The following is a 21,289-nucleotide window of genomic DNA, read 5'->3' on the forward strand; positions in this document are numbered from 1 at the left end:
TCGACCGCCGACCGACCGCGTTCCCGCAGCCTGATCTCGAAAATCAAGGATCTGTTTACGGGCATCTGATTCGTGGCAGCCGATCCTTGTTTCGGCAGGTCTGTATTGATTGATTCTGCTTAAAGCAAGACACGGGCCATAATAAAAATATCGATGATTCTCGCTGTTGTCCGCCGGTGGCGAGGGGTGCGTTGGCGACGGACAAAAGGCTGGATTGGGCGGGGTCGGGGGCTGGAAAAAAAACGATTTATTTTTTTCGGCGCATGAATAAAAAGATTACTGACAAGAAAAAAATAGAAAATGACAAAATTTGAGCAATGGTCTGGGCATTCGCGGACAGATCATGCCCCAGGTCGGCGCGAAAGAAGGTGATCAGGCCATAGGATCCGCCGAGACCGGCCAGACCGGCGGCAGTTGGTTGTCCGGGATGTCTCAGGGCGTTCTTGAAATGGTAGAGAAGCCCGTATGTCAAGAATGCCGATAGTCCGAGATAGATCTGCGTCGGATGGAGTCGGATTCCCGGTGGTGGGCCGGAATGATTGGGGTAATCCGGGAAGACGACCCCCCAGGGCAGGGAGGTCGGGGTACCGTAACAGCAGCCGGCGTTGAAGCAACCCAGAATGCGATGGAGTCCGTATCCCAGGGCGAGGAAGGGGATGAGAAAATCGATGACCCTGACGAGGGAGCGTTTTTTGATGCGACACCACAAGGCCATGGCCAGGGTGGTGGCGATGGCGACGGGAAAAACGGAAAACTGTTGCAGGGCGGAAATTTGCAACAGGCTTTTCCAGTCGGGCGTTCCCGAGAATCCCTGGACGACAAGGTACACGATACCGCCACCCAACCAGAGGCTGCCGATGATGATGAGCATGAGATCGTCGATGTTGTCCAGGGTCAGGAGTGATCCGGGGGCGTGGCGACGGGCGAGGAAGTAGATGACCATCAGGGAGAAGAACAGGCTGGCGCCGTAGGTATGCAATTGGATGGCGCCGAAGGTATGAAGGACGGGAAACATGGATCAGGACTCCCGTTCGGTTGTCCGTGGATGCCAGAGGCTGGCGATGCGATGGATGATCACGGCGCTCAGTCCCCAGTCCAGGGGCAGGGTGATATCGACGCCGTAGGCTTTGAACAGGGGATTGTAATAGCTCCAGTAGCCCAGTTGAACCGCGACGAATTCGCCAAAGGCGCCGAGGACGGCACCGGTGAGAAAGATGAGCCGATCCATTTCCCTGTGCCAGAAAAGGGCGGTGATCAGGATCATCAGGGCATAGAGTCCGCGGACGACGGGCGGTTTGTCCATCAGGATGAGGGCGGCGCCCCACAGGGAGACGATGGGGAGAATGAGGATTCCGGCGATGGCGGTGCGTGCCGGTCCCACAGACCCCGGTCCCAGGTCGAGGAGGGCAGTCCAGGAACGGGCGAGTCGGCGAAACAGGGCGAACAGGTTGGCCCAGATCAGGGAGATCCATACGGGAACGCCAAAAACAAGGTCGGGGGCGACGTAGGTCCATTCGCCCAGGTGGACCTCGACAATTTCGGCGGGTGTTCCCAGGAGCGCCGCTGCCAGCATGGCGGCCCGGTCACCGGGGGCGGGGTGATGGGTGGCCTGGATGACGAGTGACAGGGCCAGCAGGAAGGTGGTGCGGAGCGGTTGATTCCAGGTCAGAAGGACCGAAGCCATGATTCCCGCGGCGATCAGCGCGTTGGGCAGCAGGTGATCGGCGAATCGCCATGCGTTGATCAACCGGTTGTGGTTTGTTTCTTTTCGTTTCACTTGCCGCTCTCTTGCGGAAGGGGGATGTATGGATTCAGGGACTCGCCAGGGACTGGGGTCGTGCGCGACCGGCCTTGTTGGACGAGTCTCCTTCTCATGTGACATCTCGTTATGAATTGACCTGCTTGTTTTAATCGGCGGGTTTGGGAAATCCCCTTTTCTATAAGATGTATCACATTCGGAGAACAGTGCCAAATGTCTTCCACATTTAAGGGACATCTTACTTTTCTCCCTTGTTGTGACATAAATAAAGATGATTGATCCGGTCCTGTATGTTTGGGGTGGCGTTATTTTTCCCTCAAGTGGCGCGTGGCAAATGCCGATGACAAGAATAAGGAGTATATTGAACGATGGGCCGTCGGACTGGGCGATTGGCCTTGATTTTTCAACCTTGACAGACATGGGAGGGGACGATGGCTTCCGAAGTTGGTGGTGATATTTCCATTCCGCTCAACGACCGGGCGGTTCAGGTTTCCAAACGGATGGCGGTGAATGCCTCGGGTGCGTCACGTTACAGTCTTGGTACCATGATCAACCAGGAAATTCAGGATTCTACCGACAAGGCTGCGGAAACCTTCAATCGCAACAAGCAGGTGCAGCAGGTGGTGGATCAGAAGGCCATGGGTTCCGATCCCACGGCGCAACAGGAGGGGCGAATCAGCGTCCATGCCTGATGGTTCATGTTCATCGGTCATCTTCCCTGCCTGACCTTGGTCTCGATGGCACGGTCATTCCCCGATTCAGCGTTCCCCTGAAACAGAAGACTGGCCCTTGATCCGGTCAAGGATTCGATAAAAGGTCCTGCGGCTGATTCCCAGGAATTGTGCCGCCCGGGTGCGATTTCCCCGGGCCAGTTCCAGGGCGCGAAGAATTTCTTCGGGGCCAGGGTGTTCCTTACGCAAGCGCTCGCCGATGAGTTGGCCTGCCGCCGGGATGGCCGGTGGCGGGGGGGACTCGTTTGTGACGGGGGCGGCGGTGGAATCCACCACGTCAAACCGGTTCGATGGCAGGTGCGACAGGAACAGGGTCGTGCCGTTGCAGAGAAGGGCGGCGTGTTCCATGGTGTTTTCCAGTTCGCGCACGTTTCCCGGCCAGGAATGGTTGAGCATCCGCCGCAGGAGTCCGGCGGAAACCGTGTCGATCTTCTTGTTGAACTGATGGTTGAATTTGTCGAGAAAATGTCGCACCAGGAGGGGAATGTCTTCCGGTCGTTCGCGCAGCGCCGGCAGACGGGGGTTGACGACATTCAGTCGATGGAACAGGTCTTCGCGAAAGGTTCCGGCGCGCACCTTTTGTTCCAGATTCTGGTTGGTGGCGACGATGAGACGAAAATGGACCTTGATGGGGGTCGAATCGCCAACCCGTTCAAATTCACGTTCCTGAAGCACCCGCAACAGTTGCAGTTGCATCCGTGTCGAGATGTCGCCGATCTCGTCGAGAAAGAGGGTTCCATGATTGGCCCGTTCAAAACGACCGATCCTGGTTCTGATGGCGCCGGTGAAGGCCCCTTTGACGTGGCCGAACAGTTCGCTTTCCAGGAGTTGTTCCGACAGGGCGGCACAATTGACCTTGACCAGAGGCACCGAGTCGCAGTCGGGACGCTGCCGGTGGATCGCCTCGGCGACCAGTTCCTTGCCGGTGCCGCTTTCCCCGGTCAAAAGGACGGTGGTATTGACCGTCCCCAATTGTTCGATCAGATCATACAATTCGAGCATTTTCGGACTTTTGCCGACCAGGCGATGAAACTGTTGCCGTTTTCCCAGGGATTGCTCCAGATTGACCAGATAGGTCCGATTGTGGACGACCAGCACGGCGCCGTTGACCATGTTTTCCTTTTCCAGGACCGGGGTGACGGTGATTTCGTTGACCTGGATCGGTCCTTCGGCCATGACGCACTCCAATCGGGGTACATGGCTGGCGATACCGGAATCGAGGGTCTGGCGTACCGTGGCAAGACAGCCTCCGGAACAGTTCCCGAGCATGGCCGCGAACGGGAGGGTGCCGATGGCGCTTGGTTCGATATGGCAGACCTGCGCCGCCGCCTGGTTGGCCTCCTGAAGAATCCCCTGGGCATCGATCAGGAACAGGGCGTCGCGAACGCCATGAAACAGGGCGTGCAGATTTTTTTGAATCCGCCGGTGTTCCTGACGCAGATGATGGGTTTCCAGGGCTTGCCGCGTGATCTTTTCCAGCGGTGCCAGACGGATCGGTTTCGCCAGGTAGTCGAACGCCCCCAGTCTCAGGGCTTCGGTGGCGCTGTCGATGTTGGGAAAACCGGTGATCATGATGACGGGACAATCGGGTTGCCTGTTCCTGATATTCTGTAACAGGGTGATTCCATTGCCACCTCCGAGCATGATATCCGACAGGATCAGATCGAAGGGTTCCCTGTCAAGAATGGCCAGGGCCTCCTCGGGGGTGGTGGCGCAGGTGACCCGGTGTCCCTGTCCGCCAAGAAATTCTTCGAGAAAATGACGCATCGACGGTTCATCATCGACAACAAGGATCCTGCCGCTCCGGGACCGTGGCGGGGATTGCGGCATGGACATGGCCGTCATTGAAGGACCTCCCGCAAGGTGGCCAGCAACGCCGATTGCAGAAAGGGTTTGGCCAGGAGCCGTCGGATCCCCGCCAGGGTCATTTCTTCCAGGAATTCTTCTCCTCCCCGTCCTGACATCAACACGACCGGGAAACCGGGACGGATCTGTTGGAACTGGCGGGCCAGTTGGATTCCGGTCATTTCCGGCATGGTCTGATTGGTCAGGAGCAGGTCGAAGGAATCTTTCTGTTGCAGGAAGCGGCGCCAGGCATCCTGACTGCTGGTGGTTCCCGTCACGGTGAATCCCAGGGAGGTCAGCTGGGTTTTGCACAGGTAGACCAGGTCGAGGTCGTCATCGACCACCAGCACATGCCCTTTTTTTGTGGACGCATCCTCGCCAGTCACCGGATCCGATGGTGCGACGGTGGGAGGGGTCGTCGCTGCCCGGGGCAGGGAAACATGAAACCGGCTCCCTTGTTCCGGGACGCTCTCGACCGAAATGGTCCCGCCAAGGCTTTGGACGATCCCGTGGACGATGGAGAGCCCCAGACCGGTCCCCTCGCCCGGCGAATGGGTGGTGAAGAAGGGATCGAACATGCGGGACATGGTGACGGAATCCATGCCGTGGCCCTCGTCGGTGATCCACAGATTGACCGAGGTGCCCTTCGGATCGTTGTCCAACCGGACCGCCAGTGATCCCTTTTTTCCCTTCATCGAATGCGCCGCGTTGGTGAACAGGTTCATGACAATCTGCTGCAACTGCACCGGCTGACAAAGAACCGGACCCGCCGTTCGTTCCAGCGCGACCGTCAGGATGATGTCGGGGGGGAGTTGCGGGGAAAGCAGTTTGAGCGACTCCTTGACGATGGGGGTCACCATCACCGGTTGCAGTGGCTGGGGACCGGTTTCCCGGCTGAAGGTCAGGATCTGTCGCACCAGTTCCGCCCCGCGCAATCCCGCCTCCAGGACGACCTCCAGATGGTTGCGTACCAAAGGTTGCCGGACCACGGCGCGTTGCGCCATTTCGGTGAAACCGATGATGCTTGCAAGAATGTTGTTGAAATCATGGGCGATCCCCCCGGCAAGGATGCCGATGGCCTCCAGCTTGCGTTCCCGGGCCAGGTGATGTTCCAGTTGCCGGTTTTTTTCCTCGGCCCGTTTTTGTTCGGTGATGTCGGTGGCGACGCCGGCGATGCGAAACATATGTCCCGAGGGGTCCTTGACGGGGTAGATCCGGTCGCGGATCCAGCGTTTTGTCCCATCCCGATGGACGATCCGGTATTCCAGACCACGGGCTGTCGGCAGTGGTTCTTCCAGGGCTTTTTCGACGCGGGCGCGGTCCTCGGGATGAACCGCCTGGAGCCGGGACGCGGGGTGACGGTAAAGATCGGCGATCGGGCGGTCCCAAAGGGTGGTGTAGGCGGGACTGACATAGAGCATCTGTTGCGTGCCGAGGTCGAACAGCCAGAAAACTTCGTTGATATTCTCCGCCAGTTGACGAAACTTTTCCTCGCTTTCCCGGAGGGCATCGGAGCGGACATCGACCATCTCCTTCAGTTTTGATTGTTGCCGTTGCAGGGTGTCGAGGGTCTCCTTGCCGCGCAGAAGGACCTGGATCTTGGCGGTCAATTCCCGGGCATCGATCGGTTTGGAAATAAAATCGCGGGCCCCGGCCTGAAGCCCCCGGGTCCGGGTTTGCGCGGTCGAATCGTGGGCAGTGATGAGTAGAATGGGAATGTTGGCGGTTCGCGGATCCTGGGCAAGGCGGTGACACATCTCGATGCCATCCATGCCGGGCATGCGCAGATCGATCAAGGCGCCATCGAGCGGTGTCCGGATGGCGATGGCCAATCCCTCGTCCGCCGAGGTCGCTTCGAACAGGTCGCATTCGGGTATGAGTTCATCGAGCAGCGCCCCGAGGACAAACAGGTTGTCCGGTTTGTCATCGACGAGCAGCAATTTGTATCGGGGTCTGACCATGTCATCCGTGGGCTGCGGGCAACCATTTGTTCATGAGGGTGGCCAGTCGTCGCATGTCGATGGGCTTGGAGATGTAGTCGTCGCATCCGGCGGCGAGCATCCGTTCCTGGTCGCCCTTCATGGCGCTGGCGGTGACGGCGATGACGGGGATGTTCCTGAGCATCGGATCGGCCTTGATCGATCGGGTCGCGTCGAACCCGTTCATGACCGGCAATTGCATGTCCATCAGGACCAGGCCCGGTTTGTGAGTCCGGGTTTTGTCGATCGCCTCCCGGCCATTGCCGGCGGTGATGTAGCGATGTCCCAGATCGTCGAGAAGGGCGGTCAGGGCCAGGAGATTGTCGGGTTTGTCCTCCACGATCAGGATCGGTGGATCGGTGGGGCGGGGGGGAGACGCGGCAGGGACCGGCGGTGCTTCGGCGGCGGGAACGGTCAGAAGATTGCCGATGCACAGGCGTAATTGATCGCGGTTGAGCCGTCCCTTCTGGATCAATTCGGTGACGCGGTGGTGGCGCAACAGTTTTCGCTCCTCGGGATTCAACTCCTTCGCGGTCAGGATCAGAATGGGAAGCTCCGCGGTGCGCTTTTGCGTTCGCAGATGATGGACCACCTGGAAACCGTCCATTCCCGGCATCATGAGATCGAGGATGACCAGGTCCGGAACCCGGCCTTCCTCGACGGCCTTCAGGGCTTCCATTCCCCCGGAGGTTTCGATGACCTCATGGCCTGTCTCCTCCAGCACCGAACGTATTTGCAGGCGCGCGATTTCGTTGTCATCGACGACAAGGGTGCGGGGTGGTTGTTGCGGTGGTGGCGGCGGGGATATTTGGTTTTGAATCCCGACACGTTCTTTTCCTGAATCCAGGGGGAGGGTCAGGGTGAAGGTTGCGCCGTTGCCGGGACTGCTTTGCACGCGAAGGGTCCCCCCGATCAAATCGGTCAAGCGGCGGCTGATGGTCAATCCCAGGCCGGTCCCTTCGTGGTGCCGGCTGGCGGAACCATCGACCTGGGTGAAGGCGTTGAAAATCGATTCCAGGTGTTCTCCGGCGATCCCCGGACCACTGTCCCGGACCCAGAAGAACAGTTGATTTCCATCCTGTCCAAGGCCGATTTCAACGCCTCCCGTTGTCGTGAACTTGATGGCGTTGGAGAGAAGATTCAACAGGATTTGCCGTATCTTGTCCTCGTCGCCGTGGATGGGAGGGACTGGCGCGGCATGGACGGTCAGGGTCAACCCCTTGGCTTCCGCCAGGGGTCGGACCGTCTCGACCACCCGGTCGATCGTTTCGGCGGGGGACATGTCGCCCAGGGTCAGTTCCATCTGGCCCGATTCGATCTTCGACAAATCGAGAATGTCGTTGATCAGATTCAGGAGTTGGCGACCGTTTCGTTCGATGACCTCCAGATATTCCCGTTCCTTGCCCGGATTTTTGCCGACCCCCTTGCGGATCATCAATTGGGAGAGGGTCAGGACGCTGTTCAACGGGGTACGCAGTTCGTGGCTCATGTTGGAGAGAAATTCCGATTTCAGGCGATCGGCCTTTTCCACCTGCCCCTGCTTGAGTTCGAGTTCCCGCGCCTGTTGCCGCAATTCATCCGTCTGGCGATGGAGTTCCTCGGTCTGCGCCTGCAATTGCCGCGATTGCGCCTGCAACTCCTGATTGCTTGATTCCAGTTCCTGATTTGCGTGCTGCAATCGTTGCGCCATCCGTTCGGTCTTCGCATGCGACAGGGCATCGGCCAGGGCCATGCTGAGAAGGCTTTGTCCCACCTTGAGAAATTCCATTGTTTCGTTCGTGACCGCCGCGCAGCTGGCGAGGGCGAGAACGCCAAGAATTCGTTCCTGGAACAGTAATGGCACATGGACGATCGAACGGGGAAGGAGTTTTCCGGCGATGGTGGCGTGGAGAAAGGGGGTGTCCTGGGGAATGTTTTCCAGAACGAATGGCGCCCGCCGCTGAATGGCGAGGCCGATGCCTCCCTCGTGGGCGTCGAGGAAGGGTTGGAGGCGTTCGCGATGGGCCATCCCCAGGGCGTGGGCCAGCAGGAAGCGTGAATCGTCCTCTTCATCCCGGAGATAAATCGCTCCCACCAGGCTTTGGGTATCGGCCAGGAGGACATCGAGGCCACGGCCCAGAAGATCCTCCAGGGAACGGGCGGCGACGAGCACCTGGGAAAGTTTCAGGATGCGCTCTTGTATCGCCTGGTGTTGCGCCTGACGTTCCAGGGACTGGTTGAGTTTTTGTGTCTGCTCGGAAAGATGTTCCATGGAGCGCTGCACGGCGTCGGCCATCCGGTCGAAGGCATGGGCGAGGGCGCCGATTTCGTTACGTTCGTCGATATGTGCCCGAACATTCATTTCACCCTTGGAAAATCGTTGCGCGACCTCGCCGAGGCGGATCAGGGGGCGGCTCAACCGGGAAGACATCCACCACGAAAGAATCACGAGCAGAAGGAAGGCAGTGGCGGTGATCGTCATGACGATCCGAATTTCATCATTCAAGAATCCCAGCAACTCCTCCCGATCCATCTGGACGACGAATCCCCATTCCTGGCCGTGGGCGAACGGAAGATGGCGGTAACCGGCCAGGACCTCGCGTCCCCGGTAATCGACATCGTCCATGACCCCCTCCTTGCCGTCGATGGCCAGGTGGGCGGCGGGGGATTGCAGTTGGTAATGTCCGGGCCGGGCTGTCGTTCCGTCGGGCAGGGGGTGTTTCAGTGGGGTCAGAATGGCCCGGTTCCGGTCGAAGAGAAAGGCCTCGCCCTGATGTCCCAAACCGTCGCCGGAATGCATGAGTGGCCCGAACAACGCCTCGGTGCCGGCGGTCAGGATCACCAGGGCGGTTGGCGGTTCTTTTCCCGGGATGATGGGATGGATGATGCGAATCAGCTCCGTGGCGCCGGCGGTTTCGGGAATGTCGAGGATGGCTTCATCACGGGCGCGCATCGACCGGTCGAGCCGTGACAGGTCGATGCGTTCCCCTGGCGATGCGGTATTCGTGGACAAAAGAATGGCGCCATCCTCGATGTCGGCGATTGCGACCGATTGGTAGATGGCATTGTTTTTCTGGATCAGACGCATCCATTCCAGGATGTCGCGAAATGGCGACTCGGGATTGGCGGTGACCGCGTGGGCATTGATTCGTCCATCCCCGGGACCGGGATGGAAAAGGCGGTCCAGGAGGGGATTGTGGGCGATGATCCGGGCGTCTTCCTTTCTTTCTTCCACCCATGCCAGCAGCCGTTCCTTCTTGGTGTCGGCGACCAGGGACAGATGGTTCATCCCCTGGGCGATCTCGATCCCCTGGAATCCATGCCATCGGGTCCAGGGAATCCCGGAAATGCTGAAAAATTCGAGTCCCAGAAGGATGGGAATGAACAGAAGCACGAACCCGGCGATCATCTGGAAACGGATGCTGTCATGCCATCCACGGCGTGGCGTCGTCAGGGGGGCGGACAAATCGTTGAGGAAGGCGTTCACGTTGGCATCATCCCGTCTTTGTGGTTCGGGGTCGGGGCGGCACCGATTTTTTGAAGATGCGGTTGTGCCGGTCGAGGGGAATGAAGAGGGATTCGAGGTCGTGATGGATGTGTTCCGCTTCGCCGAGGACGAGAAAACCCCCGTCGTCGAGGGAATCGTAAAATCCGCGGATGATGCCGTTCTGGCTCGATTGGGAAAAGTAGATCAGGACGTTGCGGCACAGAATGAGGTCGAAGGTGCCGAAAATGCTGTCGGCGGGGGTGGTGTTGCCGGGGGCGGTCAGGTCGTGGTGTGAAAACGATACCATGTCGCGGATGGCCTCGCGGACCTGGTAACGACCGTTGCTTGGGATGAAATGGCGGTCGAAAAGATCCAGTTTGACCATCCCCAGGCGGTCTCTGGGAAAAAGGCCCTTGCGCGCCGTTTCCAGGGTATCGGGCTGGATGTCGGTGGCGAAGATGTGGCAGGCACAGCCGAGGGTCTGGCCCTGGACCCGTTCATGGATGAGCATGGCGATGGAATAGGCCTCCTCTCCGGAACAGCAGCCGGCGCTCCAGGCGCGGATTTCCCTTTTCCCCAGGTTTTTCTTGCGGGCGATGATTTCGGGCAGCACCTGCTGATCGATCAGTTCGAAAACGATGGGATTGCGGAAAAACGTGCTGACCTCGACCGCCATCAGCCGCACCAGGTGTTCGCATTCGCCTGCATTGAAGGTGAGCGTTTCCAGGTAGTCCCCGAGTCCGGATTGGTTGGTTTCGGCGATCCGTTGCGCCATGCGGCGCCGGAGAAGATCGGCGTCGTACTGCCCCAGGTCGCAGCGGGTCACGGTGCGCACCCGATCGATGATGGCGGCCAGACGGTGTTCGTGATGTGTTGGCGGTCTCTTCATTCCCTGCCCGTGCTTGCCTTCGGAAGCGGTCCTCAATCCCTTCCATGGTATGCCAAACCGCAAGAATCGGGAATGTTTTTTCATTGGGATCGGGGCGAAACCGTGCCATTGGCACATCTTGTTGGCACATATGGCACATTTGGCATGTGCCATCGGGACAGGAATCGCGGGGAACATTGACGGTTTGATTTAATAAAAAAACTGTTAGAACAAATAGTTGAGCAACACTTTCAAGGTGATCTGTCCGGTGGCATGGCCAGTGCAATTGGAAATAAGTGAAATTAAGGAGAGAAAAATCGATTTTGGTTATGGACAACGAGTCCAGGGAATCCCGGTGTCTGCGGGTGTGACTCTGGCGGCAACCGGGATGAAACGGGAAGAGGAGGGTGGCGGATGAAACGGACGGTCGCGGTATTGGGAATGATCGTTTCGGCGTGGGTGGCGGGAGCGCTCGAGGCGGGTGATCATCAGCAACAGGGAGGGGGCCATGGTGGTGGCGCCCATTGGGGATACTCGGGTGCCGAAGGTCCCGAGCATTGGGGGACGATGGGTTTCCCCTTGTGTTCCTCGGGGAAGAATCAATCCCCGATCGATATCGGCGCCGCGGCGTCGGGCGATCTGGATGAGATTGTGTTCCGCTATACCCCAAGTCCCATTCAGGTGAAGAACAACGGGCACACCGTTCAATTCGATCTCAAGGGGGGCAGTTTCATCACCGTGGGTGGAAAAAGATTCGATCTGGTGCAGTTTCATTTCCATTCGCCCAGCGAAAATACGGTCCAGGGAAAAGTGTTTCCGATGGAGGTTCATCTGGTTCACAAGAGTGAGGCGGGGGAACTGGCGGTGGTCGGCATCCTGATGAATGCTCCGGAGGGTGGGCAGGGCACGGAACAGGGGAAGGGAGCGGTGGCCCATGGGGGTGGGGGGGCCTGGGACCTGGTCATGGGGGCGCTTCCTGCCGCGAGTGGTCTTGGTTTGACCTCGGAAACGACCATCGATGTCCTGCAACTGCTGCCGCACGATCGCAAGAGTTATTACCACTGGATGGGTTCGTTGACCACTCCGCCATGTACCGAGGGGGTACGCTGGTTCCTGATGAAGGAACCGGTCACCATCTCCGCCAGTCAGTTGTCCCGTTTTCGTACCATTTTCTCCAACAATGCCCGTCCAGTCCAACCTCTGAACTCCAGAAATCTTTTTCTCAAGGGGGGGAGCGGCCCGGAAGGGGGACATTGAGTCTCATGGAGGGGAGATCGTGGTACAGGGGATGACCCGTTGACGCACTGAAAGGGGTGGACGATGAATGTGTTGGAAAACATGAAACTGAGAACCCAGATTCTTGGGTTGGTGATCCTGATGGTTGCCCTGATGGCCGGATTGTCCGGTTACGGTATTTTTCAGATGGGCGTGATCGGGAGAGAAATCAAGGGGGTGGCGGAGCGGGACATGCCGTTGACAAAGGTGGTGACCGAGGTGACGGCGATTCAATTGGAACAATCGGTCACTTTTGAACGGGTGTTTCGTCTTGGAGAGGTGATGTCGGCCAGCAAGCGGGCCGCGGAAGGGTTTGAACATGCCCAAAAGGAGTTCGCGGCCCTGGGCGCCCGGGTGGCCGAGGAGGTGCGCAAGGGAGAATCCCTGGCGGCACGGGCCGTCAAGGAGGCCGATTCCGCGGAAGAGCGGCGTGAATTCGAGGAACTGGCGGCCCATTTGAAAAAAATCGAGGCGGAACACGCCGGATTTGAAAAGCATGCCGAACATGTGTTCGAGTTGTTGCAGCATGGGAGCCTTCACGAGGCGCATGAGGCGGGTGAGGTGATCGAGAAGGAAGAGGAGGAACTGAACAAGGAATTGGAGGATTTTCTCGGCAAGGTGGAAGGTTTTACCGAACAGGCGATGGTGCATGCGGAGCATACCGAGGAAACGGCGTTTGGTTTGTTGATCACCCTGACTTTGATTGGGACGGTCATTGGCTTGTCGATTGGCTTCATGGTGGTGCGCTCGGTGTTGCGTCTGTTGGGGTGCGAGCCGTTCCAGATGCGGCAAATGGCCGTCATGTTGGGCAATGGGGACATTACCGGCAAGATTGAATCGATTTGTGGCCGAACGAATGCGACGGGGGTATTGGCGGATCTCTATGGCATGGTGGACAATCTTCGTCGGATCGTTGCCGAGACCAAGACGATTTCCGACAATGTGGCGGCGGGAAGCCATGAATTGAACACGGCGGCGCAAACGCTGGCCCAGGGGGCGACCGAGCAGGCGGCCTCGATCGAGGAGACCTCCTCGGCCATGGAAGAGATGGCCGCCAACATCCAGAACAACACCGACAATGCCCAGCAGACGGAAAAACTTTCTTTCCGGGCCTCCAGGGATGCGGGAGAAGGGGGCAAGGCGGTGGATCAGGCCGTCGTCGCCATGAAGGAAATCGCGATGAAGATTTCCATCATCGAGGAAATCGCGCGCCAGACCAATCTGTTGGCCCTGAATGCCGCCATCGAGGCGGCCCGGGCGGGGGAGCATGGCAAGGGGTTCGCGGTTGTGGCGGCGGAGGTCCGGAAACTTGCGGAACGCAGTCAGACCGCTGCCGGGGAGATCAGCCAGCTTTCCGCCTCCAGCGTCGATGTGGCGGAACGGGCGGGGGGGATCATCAACACCCTGGTGCCCGACATTCAAAAAACATCGGAACTGGTTCAGGAAATCGCTTCTGCCAGCAACGAACAAAATGCCGGGGCAGGACAGATCAACCAGGCGATCCAGCAATTGGACCAGGTGATTCAAAACAATGCCGGGGCCTCCGAGGAGATGGCCGCCACGGCGGAGGAGTTGTCGCAACAGGCGGAAAGCCTGCAACGGATGATGCAATTCTTCAAACTGGACGATTCCGTGGCGGGAGTTTCCTTGCGCCCGAGTGATCGCGGAAGCAAACCCCGTCCATCGGTCCCCCAGACCCGTTCATCCCGGTTGATCGCCCCGAAGGCCCGGACCGGTGCCGCGGCGTTGTCCGCCCCGTCGTTGGATGATCAGTTTGAAAATTTTTGATGTTCGTGGTTTTCTTCAATGGCCGTCGGGAGGGGGGCTTCCCGGCGGCTTTTTTTGTTGGGAGTGGACGGAACATTCCATTACAATCAAGATTGATCGCTCGATTCTTATCTTTGCTGATTGTGACGTGTATCGATGACGCGCAAAATTTTGATTGCAACCGACCTGGACCGGACATTGATTCCCAACGGTCTTCATCCCCAATCACCCCGGGCGAATGGCGTGTTCGAGGCCATCATTCGCCGCCCGGAGGTTTCCCTGGCCTACGTGACGGGGCGTGATCTGCGATTGGTTCAGGAGGCGATGACCGCCTTTGCTCTTCCCCGGCCCGATCATGTGGTCGCTGATGTCGGAACCTCCATCTGGACCTGGAAGAATGGGGAATGGCGCGGAATGCCGCGTTGGGAGGAGGTCATCGCCCCAGGATGGAACGGTTTGCATGGCGATGCACTTGCCCAACTCTTGCGGGAGGTCGCGGGTATCCGGTTGCAGGAGCGCCAACGTCAAGGTCGCTTCAAGCTCAGCTATTATTGGGATCCCGACGCCGACCCCTATGAACTTGTCGCCCGGATTGGCCGGATTCTCGCAGACCACGACCTGAAGGTTCATGTCGGCTTCAGCCGTGATGAAACTTCCGAGGATCGTTTCCTGGATGTCCTCCCCGCAGGGGCGGGAAAACTTGGGGCAGTGCGGTTTCTCATGGAGCAGGGTGGGTTTGTACCCGAAAGAGTCCTTTTCTCGGGAGATTCGGGAAATGATCTGGATGTCTTGGGATCCTGTGTCCCATCGGTTCTGGTGGCCAATGCCACCGACCAGGTGCGTCGGGATGCGCTGGCCTTGAGCATGAAAAACGGTTGTGGCGATTTCCTGTATCTGGCCCGGGGACGGTTTGGCATGAATGGTTGTTATGTCGCGGGAATCCTCGAAGGCTTGGCCCATTTCATTCCCGAGACTGTTTCCTGGATGGATGCACCATCATGAACATTTGACCTTCGGGGAGGTTGAATGACAAAGGCTTATAATTGAAAACTTTATGTTTTTGATGGCGACAGAAAAGCGTCGATGTCTTCATCCATTTCCCGCAGAAGAGAGAATACCGCCTCCTGGGTTTGCACACGGTTACGGATGATCTTGAAGAGTTCCGACGATCGAGCGAAACCGCGGCGGCTGTTCCAATGCGTGCGCAGAAAATCGGGGAAGCGTTCACTGCCAAGCCGACCCACCATCGCTTCCCAGCGTCGTTCCAATTCCTCCATTTCGTATCCGTTCCGCCCGTCCTGCCCCAGTATGGAGAAAAGGTAGTTCTTCAGAAGATCGGTCGCCGAAAGTCGAACCCCGCGGGCGTTGAATGTCTCGAATATCTTGTAGGCGTTGATTTCATCCGCCACCGTGATGACGGTGAAAAACAGTGTATCGCTCAGGGTTTCGACAAACCGCGCCAGCGCCATGCCAGGATCGGACGCCCCCTGGATATGGTCGCGCAAGCGTCGTTCGAGCCATTGAAACCCCTTGAGCATGGTTTGGGTCGAGGCTGGAAATCCCCGCTCGGGCGGATGATCGGACAACGATACCAGATAATCGCGGTAATAACCGTCATTGTGGCGATTGAGTGACAGTTTATTGCGGGATACGAGGGATACCGGGTCGAGATAGCCGATATAATTTGCCCGAAGTTGATTGAGCCTGATTTGATTGGGGTTTGCCGGTGAATCCTGGGGGATGAAATTTTTGAGCAGCCGCATTGCTGCCAGGACGATCAAACTGATGGTGGTGAGCCGTTGTTGTCCGTCGATGACATCGAAAGTTCGATGATCCTCTGTTTTCAGGACCAGATACCCCATATAATGGGCCGGTTCGCCACCCACTGGCAGGGTGCCTTGAATGTCGGTCCAAAGATCTTCCCATTCCTCCGTGCCCCATGAGTAATCGCGTTGGAATGATGGAATGCGATAGGTCAGCCCATTGCCCAGTAGTTGGCGGTAGGTGCGGTTTTCGGTATCGAAATGGGTGGTGGACCTCCCCATCGGCCCGGGGATGTTGGTCATTGCGTTGCCTTGGTGGCATGCACTTCGAGCAATTCAACCTCGAAGATCAAGGTTGCGTCCGGGCCGATGACACCGCCCGATCCTGTTTTGCCGTAGGCCAGGCTTGGCGGGACGAAAAATTTGAACCGGGCGCCGGGCTGCATCAACTGGACACCTTCGGTCCAGCCGGCGATCACCTTGTCCAGGGGAAAGGTGGTCGGCTCGCCACGTTTGCGGGAACTGTCGAATTCCGTTCCATCGATCAGGGTGCCGACATAGTGAACGGTCACCTGATCGGTGACCTTGGGTTTTTCACCCTTTCCTTCCTTGAGCACCTGATATTGCAGACCGCTGGGGGTTGTTTTCACTCCCGGCTTCTTGCCGTTTTCCGCCAGGAAGGTCTGACCCGCCGTGCGATTTTTTTCGCCCATTGCCTCCAGTTGCCGTCCCTTTTCCTTGTGGAAGGCCTCCATCATCTGCGTGCGCACCCGTTCCATCTCATCCTTGTCGAATTTGGCGGGACGACCCGCCAGGCGATCCTGGATGGCCTGCAACAGGGCCGGGTGATCCAGTTTCATGGGAAAGGTTTCGAGTTCCGCCGCCATGCGCCACCCCAGGAGATAGCTGAACTTGCCGACCTGATCCGCAGTCATGGCCGCATCCGTTTCCTGTGCGGTGGGTTCCTCGGACCATGCCATGGCGGGGGCCATCATCAGGGCTGCCAAGGCGATGACCGGTACCCTCTTGGTTACGATACGCATCCTGCTTTCTCCTGGCGTTGTTTCAGTAAAATTTCGGCCAATAAAAAATCGGCCATGGAATCGACATTGACCGCCTTCTCCGGTGACAAGACCCAGGGACGGCTGTTGGCGGAGCCGTAACGGCAATTGTCTACCATCAGGTGGTCGCGCCGCAGGGCGTAAATGGCGCCGCTGCGAATGTAGGCTTTGGGGGTCAGGTCCTGACGGCGGGAATTGGCGGGTTCGGGGATGCAGAAATCACAAATCCGGTCATCGACGATTTTTTTGATGCGCATCGGGTGGTGATCTTCAAGTTCATGCACGGCAATCACCGAATCGGCCCCGGTGGCGATCAGTTTTTCCAGGCAGCCGTCGATGTCTTCGACGGTTTTCATGGGGTTGGTCGCCATCAGTTCGATGACATACTCATAGGGGCGGCCCTCGCGTGCTTCCATCCAGGCCGTGGCATGTTGCATCGGTTCCAGCGAACTGGCGGTGTCGGTCGCCAGATGGGCGGGCCGAAGAAAGGGGGCCAGGGCGCCATGGGCGATGGCAACCCGTTGGATTTCCTCATCGTCGGTCGAGACCACGTAATGGGTGATCCAGGCGCTTTTCATCGCCTCGCGGATGGTATGGGCGATCAGGGGAAGTCCAAGGAGCGGGCGAATGTTTTTTCGCGGCACGCTTTTCGATCCACCTCGGGCCAGGGTCATGGCTAGGATTCGCGGTTTGGATTGGGTCATGACACTTCCAGGATTCCGGGTTCGACTCGATATTGATCCATGAGAAAACACATGGCACGGTTGAAAGATTGGCGCCGCGGTTTCTCTCCTGGACCGCCCCTACTGGATAACGTAAATTTCAAGACTTGGCAACATGGTTTCCATTTCGAAGGACGGGTTTCATGAACCGATCGACGCGACGTTCCGCCCTGTTTCTCGACCGTGACGGGGTCATCAACGAAGAAGTCAATTATCTGTACCGGATCGATGATTTTGTGTTCATCCCCGGTGTGTTTGAAACATGTCGCATGTTCCAGGATGCCGGGTTTGCGCTGGTGGTCGTGACCAACCAGTCGGGCATCGCCCGCGGCTATTACAGCGAGGAAGAGTATCATCTGCTGACCCGGTGGATGACCGGGCGGTTTGCGGAGGCGGGCATCTTTCTTACCGATGTCTTGTACTGTCCCCATCATCCCGGTGGCTCCGTTGCCGCATTCCGCCGTTCGTGTGGCTGTCGCAAGCCCGAGCCGGGGATGATCCTCGATGCGTGTGTACGGCACGACCTCGATCCCGCGACCTCGGTTCTGGTCGGGGACAAGTTGAGCGACATCCAGGCAGGCCGCAATGCCGGGGTCGGCGCCCTGGTCCTGGTCCACAGCGGCCATGAACTCGATCGGGAGGAGGTCCTTCAGGCGCACCATGTCGCCGAAAGTCTCGGGCAGACCGACCTTTTTCGCCGATGGTTTCTTCAGGACCGGTCGGGGAAGGATTCCACGGCGTCCGCCATGGGCGAATGATGGGCATCCGTCTTTGAAGATGTGGCGGAACGGTTTCCCTTGCGGCTTGTCGCTTGCGAACGCTGTTTGACGCGCTTTCCGGCGATGATCTTTTTCGTTTGTGACGAACCGGTTGTCCTGGCGAGGCCTTTGCTGAATGTTCCGGGTGACGCAAGGCCCGCCTTTGGCGTTTCACCGGAGGCGGACGGTTTGCCAGCGTTGGGCGCTGCGGGCAGGGATGCCCCGTTCGTATCGGCGGCGGGGGCCTTGCTTTCGGGCGGAACGGAGGGCGCCGTGGTATCGTTGTTTTGTGTGGTATCATGTCCCGGCATGAACGGGGTCCGCTGTTCCACCGGTTGGTCGGGGGTGCGCCGTTTCTTTTCGATCCATTGTTCCATCGCCGGCCAATGATCGATCACCTTGTCGGTATCGTAAAATAACGATTGAACCGAATTGAAGAAATCAACGGTCACCGGGTCGGCGCTGGTGGGGGTTTCGATACTCAGGCTGCGCAACAGTTGACCCATGTTGGCCAAAATTTTGTGCCGCGCCGCCAGTTCCTGGTAATGCTCGACGACCAGATTGTTCCGGGCGCTGAAGAGTTCATTTTCTACATCCAAAAGATCCAGCAGGGTTCGTTGTCCGATCTTGTATTGCTTGAAAAAGGCGCTGCGTACCTTCTCGTTTTCCTTGACCTGGGTGCTGAACAGTTCGCGGCGCGATTTGGCGGCAACCAGGGTTGCATAACTGTTGGCGAGGTTTTCCGTGATGTCCAACAGCGCCTTGTCCAGAAGGCTTTGCGCCTGGGCCATGTTGAAGGTTGCCTCCCGTTTTGCATGCAGGTCCCGATAGCCGGAGAAGGCGTTGAAGGTCATCTCGACCACGGCGCTCATCGATTCACTGCGTCCGGGGGAACCCGACAGGTGGGCATCGTTGTTGGCCGCCAGCAACAGATTGACCGCCGGAGAGAAGGAACTGTTAAGCGAAAGGGCCTGTTCCTTGCTCGAAAAATAGGACTCCTGGGCGGCAAAGATGGCCGGATGAATCCCCAGCGCCAGTTTGACCGCCTCCTTGCGATCCTTGGGGACCAGATTTTCAGGGAGACTCGGTTCTTCGAGATGGTCGGGTGGCGCAAAACCGAAAACCGCCTCGAAGGTGGCATGGGCCACCTCCTGGGTCGAGACGATCTGCGCCAGGACCGCCTCGGCCTGCTTGACCCGGGCCTGGGACTGGTTGACATCCGCCTTGGTCCCGGCGCCACTTTCGGCCCGGCGTTGCACCAGCTCCAGCAAGGCCTTGTGCGAGGCGACGCTTTCCTGGGCCGCCTGGATCTGTCCCCGGTTCTTCAGGACGTTCATGTAACTATCGACCGCACGCATCGCCATCGATTCCGATACTTCCAACACCTTCCAGGAGGCGGAACGGGCATTGGCCTGGCTGCTCAATACCTGATGCGTCGTGCCAAAGCCGCGATACAGGTTTTGCGTCAGGGTGACCCCGCGTTGCTTGGGATTGAGCCACCGGCTTTGGACTCCGGTCGCCTGGGTCGTGGGATTGTCGCTTTCCTCGCGGCCATTGGCGGCGCGAAGACTGATGGTCGGCAGAAAATCGGACATCGAGGTCCCGACCCGTTCCCGCGCCGCGGCAGTGGCATAGATGGCCTGACTGACCTCCGGGCGGTTGTTGAGCGCCTGGGCGACCGCCCCCGACAATTCCAGACAGTGACCCAAAGCGGGCGTCAGCATCGACCCCAGGCCGATGGCCATGCCCAGAAAAACAAGTGTCGAACGCTTCTTTTTCATCGATTTCTCACTTTCCTCCGCAACCTGTTTTTTCAACCGGACTCCAGTCACCGTCTTGGTCCTCCACCCACGGGCAATCGATTGTCCCTTTGTTCATAACAGGCTGTCCTTGTCGGTCTTTTCCTCCGGTTTTGTGTCGGCGGCGGGCTTGAGAGTGACCGGTTTCATCTTGTAGTCGGGCACCTTGAGACGAGAAATATGATCCATGACGGCGGTGATTTCCTCCGGGGTATACGCTTCCGCCTGAATCACCATCAAGGGATGGCCGTTGCGGCGTTTTTCTTCCTTGATCCATTGGAACTGACGCAGCAGGTAGTTGTAGTGCTGTCCGTAGAGCAGTTCAAACATTTTGGTACTGTCGCCGCTGCCGTCTTCCTTGTGGCACGAGGCGCAATCACGGTTGAACAGATTCCTGCCCAACTCGGGATTGGCCCCCGGACCCCTGCCGTTGTTGTCGGTCATGGCCATCGTTTCGATATAAGCCGCAACATCGGCCACGTTTTGAATGCCGCCGATCTCACTGGCGAGGGAGAAGCGGTACATCTCCGGATTGTCTCTGTTCTTGGAACGAATGTCCGCCAATTGTTTGATCGTGACCTCCTTGTATTGTCCGGCGATCTGCGGATATTTTCCTTCCTTGTCACCCCAGCCGTTCACCTGGTGGCATTTTTCGGAGCAGAATTCCTGGTAGACCTTGCGGCCATGGGCGGGATCGCCTTTAAGCGCCAGGGCCTCGTCCTTCTCCTGATTGCGATCGTTCCATTCGCCGAGGATGATGTCGAGGACTTTCTTGTTCTTTCCGGTACGCAGGCTTGGATCGGTCGCCTTCAGCATCGCCTGGGGGTTGGCCAGGATCGCTTTGCGATACATCTTGCGCGCCTGATCCGGTTTTTTCATCTTTTCGTAGACGACCCCCATGTTGGTCAGGGCCGCTATATTCTTGGCGTCGAGTTCCAGGGCATCCTTGAGGACTTTTTCCGCCTGGGCGTATTCCTTGGCCTGAATGAATTTGAACGCCTCACGGTTCAACTCCCGGCTTTGGGCTTTCTTCTTGGCCTCGGGATCGACGGCTGCCGCGGTGGCGTCCGGTGCAGCGGCAGCGGCAGCGCCATCGGCGGAGGCGTTGGGGTCGGCGGGAAGATCGACCGAACCACCCGCTCCTTCGGCCTCCCCGTCCATCGTTTCATCCTGTTTCCCAAGCCAGGGGGCCTTGGCAAATTGGGAAAAGGGGGGCGGTGTCTCCTTGGCCTCCTCTTTCTTGGAAAAGGAAAGAAACGCCCGGTCCACTTCAGGAACATCAGGCCGCCATCCCAGACAACCTGTCAACGTCAATCCCAAGGCCAACGAGGAAACCCAATACCGTCGCATCATAAAATACCTTCATCGATTCTCGTTGAAATGATGCTTCCGCCACAAACGCAGTGACCCGGAAGACAATTCACAAGGTGCTTGAACGCAAAAAACAAGCCATGAATGCCCATGGTGCATTGACATTCCTCAAGGAACAATAGTCC

At 58.2% G+C, this 21,289-nt stretch carries 17 protein-coding genes; 6 read left to right on the plus strand and 11 right to left on the minus strand.

Annotated elements, in window-relative coordinates; all coding sequences use genetic code 11:
* Positions 1–247: 247 nt before the first annotated feature.
* Complete coding sequence (locus tag HQL76_06750; protein MBF0108854.1) at positions 248–1,015, minus strand: prolipoprotein diacylglyceryl transferase; 768 nt, start codon at positions 1,013–1,015, stop codon at positions 248–250.
* 3 nt (positions 1,016–1,018) lie between these two features.
* Complete coding sequence (locus tag HQL76_06755) at positions 1,019–1,777, minus strand: hypothetical protein (protein ID MBF0108855.1); 759 nt, start codon at positions 1,775–1,777, stop codon at positions 1,019–1,021.
* Positions 1,778–2,190: 413 nt separating this feature from the next.
* Here HQL76_06755 and HQL76_06760 point away from each other — a divergent pair, with 413 nt between their 5' ends.
* Positions 2,191–2,451 (plus strand): hypothetical protein, encoded by a 261-nt coding sequence (locus tag HQL76_06760; protein MBF0108856.1) that lies wholly within the window; start codon positions 2,191–2,193, stop codon positions 2,449–2,451.
* Between the two features lie 66 nt (positions 2,452–2,517).
* Here HQL76_06760 and HQL76_06765 read toward each other — a convergent pair whose 3' ends face one another.
* The 4 genes from HQL76_06765 to HQL76_06780 are packed head-to-tail and all read right to left on the minus strand — an operon-like array spanning position 2,518 to position 10,669.
* Complete coding sequence (locus HQL76_06765) at positions 2,518–4,320, minus strand: sigma 54-interacting transcriptional regulator (GenBank protein ID MBF0108857.1); 1,803 nt, start codon at positions 4,318–4,320, stop codon at positions 2,518–2,520.
* 11 nt (positions 4,321–4,331) lie between these two features.
* Positions 4,332–6,296 carry a response regulator gene (locus HQL76_06770; GenBank protein MBF0108858.1) on the minus strand — a complete coding sequence of 655 codons (1,965 nt, stop codon included), beginning with the start codon at positions 6,294–6,296 and terminating at the stop codon, positions 4,332–4,334.
* A gap of 1 nt (position 6,297) precedes the next feature.
* Positions 6,298–9,780: a response regulator gene (locus HQL76_06775; protein ID MBF0108859.1), complete on the minus strand. Its 3,483-nt coding sequence runs from the start codon at positions 9,778–9,780 to the stop codon at positions 6,298–6,300.
* A 7-nt stretch (positions 9,781–9,787) separates the two neighbouring features.
* Positions 9,788–10,669 carry a protein-glutamate O-methyltransferase CheR gene (locus tag HQL76_06780; GenBank protein MBF0108860.1) on the minus strand — a complete coding sequence of 294 codons (882 nt, stop codon included), beginning with the start codon at positions 10,667–10,669 and terminating at the stop codon, positions 9,788–9,790.
* A 217-nt stretch (positions 10,670–10,886) separates the two neighbouring features.
* On the opposite strand from HQL76_06780, the gene HQL76_06785 reads away from it, so the two are divergent.
* The 4 genes from HQL76_06785 to HQL76_06800 all read left to right on the plus strand — a co-directional run bounded on the left by HQL76_06785 (position 10,887) and on the right by HQL76_06800 (position 14,692).
* A complete protein-coding gene (locus HQL76_06785) occupies positions 10,887–11,066 on the plus strand; it encodes a hypothetical protein (protein ID MBF0108861.1) in 180 nt (59 codons plus the stop codon).
* Entirely contained in the window at positions 11,063–11,905 is an 843-nt protein-coding gene (locus HQL76_06790; protein ID MBF0108862.1) for a carbonic anhydrase family protein, read from the plus strand. The genes HQL76_06785 and HQL76_06790 overlap by 4 nt, the downstream gene beginning before the upstream one ends.
* A gap of 660 nt (positions 11,906–12,565) precedes the next feature.
* A complete protein-coding gene (locus HQL76_06795) occupies positions 12,566–13,711 on the plus strand; it encodes a hypothetical protein (protein ID MBF0108863.1) in 1,146 nt (381 codons plus the stop codon).
* Between the two features lie 135 nt (positions 13,712–13,846).
* On the plus strand, positions 13,847–14,692 hold the full coding sequence (locus tag HQL76_06800; protein ID MBF0108864.1) for an HAD-IIB family hydrolase: 846 nt from the start codon (positions 13,847–13,849) through the stop codon (positions 14,690–14,692).
* Between the two features lie 50 nt (positions 14,693–14,742).
* On the opposite strand, the gene HQL76_06805 is transcribed toward HQL76_06800, so the two are convergent.
* Genes HQL76_06805 through HQL76_06815 form a run of 3 tightly spaced genes read right to left on the minus strand, consistent with a single transcriptional unit; the run spans position 14,743 to position 17,218 of the window.
* A complete protein-coding gene (locus HQL76_06805; GenBank protein MBF0108865.1) occupies positions 14,743–15,735 on the minus strand; it encodes a DUF262 domain-containing protein in 993 nt (330 codons plus the stop codon).
* A gap of 17 nt (positions 15,736–15,752) precedes the next feature.
* The gene (locus HQL76_06810) at positions 15,753–16,448 is read right to left on the minus strand and encodes an FKBP-type peptidyl-prolyl cis-trans isomerase (GenBank protein MBF0108866.1); all 696 of its coding nucleotides are present in this window, start codon (positions 16,446–16,448) and stop codon (positions 15,753–15,755) included.
* Positions 16,449–16,483: 35 nt separating this feature from the next.
* Complete coding sequence (locus HQL76_06815; GenBank protein MBF0108867.1) at positions 16,484–17,218, minus strand: acylneuraminate cytidylyltransferase family protein; 735 nt, start codon at positions 17,216–17,218, stop codon at positions 16,484–16,486.
* Positions 17,219–17,379: 161 nt separating this feature from the next.
* Between HQL76_06815 and gmhB the strand changes: the two genes are divergently transcribed.
* On the plus strand, positions 17,380–17,994 hold the full coding sequence (gmhB, locus tag HQL76_06820; GenBank protein ID MBF0108868.1) for a D-glycero-beta-D-manno-heptose 1,7-bisphosphate 7-phosphatase: 615 nt from the start codon (positions 17,380–17,382) through the stop codon (positions 17,992–17,994).
* On the opposite strand, the gene HQL76_06825 is transcribed toward gmhB, so the two are convergent.
* Together HQL76_06825 and HQL76_06830 are read right to left on the minus strand one after the other, a co-directional pair.
* The gene (locus tag HQL76_06825; GenBank protein ID MBF0108869.1) at positions 17,946–19,811 is read right to left on the minus strand and encodes a TolC family outer membrane protein; all 1,866 of its coding nucleotides are present in this window, start codon (positions 19,809–19,811) and stop codon (positions 17,946–17,948) included. The two genes, gmhB and HQL76_06825, sit on opposite strands and share 49 nt — an antisense overlap.
* 57 nt (positions 19,812–19,868) lie before the next feature.
* Entirely contained in the window at positions 19,869–21,146 is a 1,278-nt protein-coding gene (locus tag HQL76_06830; GenBank protein MBF0108870.1) for a c-type cytochrome, read from the minus strand.
* Positions 21,147–21,289: the final 143 nt, after the last annotated feature.

The organism is Magnetococcales bacterium (genome assembly GCA_015228815.1).
GTDB lineage: Bacteria > Pseudomonadota > Magnetococcia > Magnetococcales > UBA8363 > UBA8363.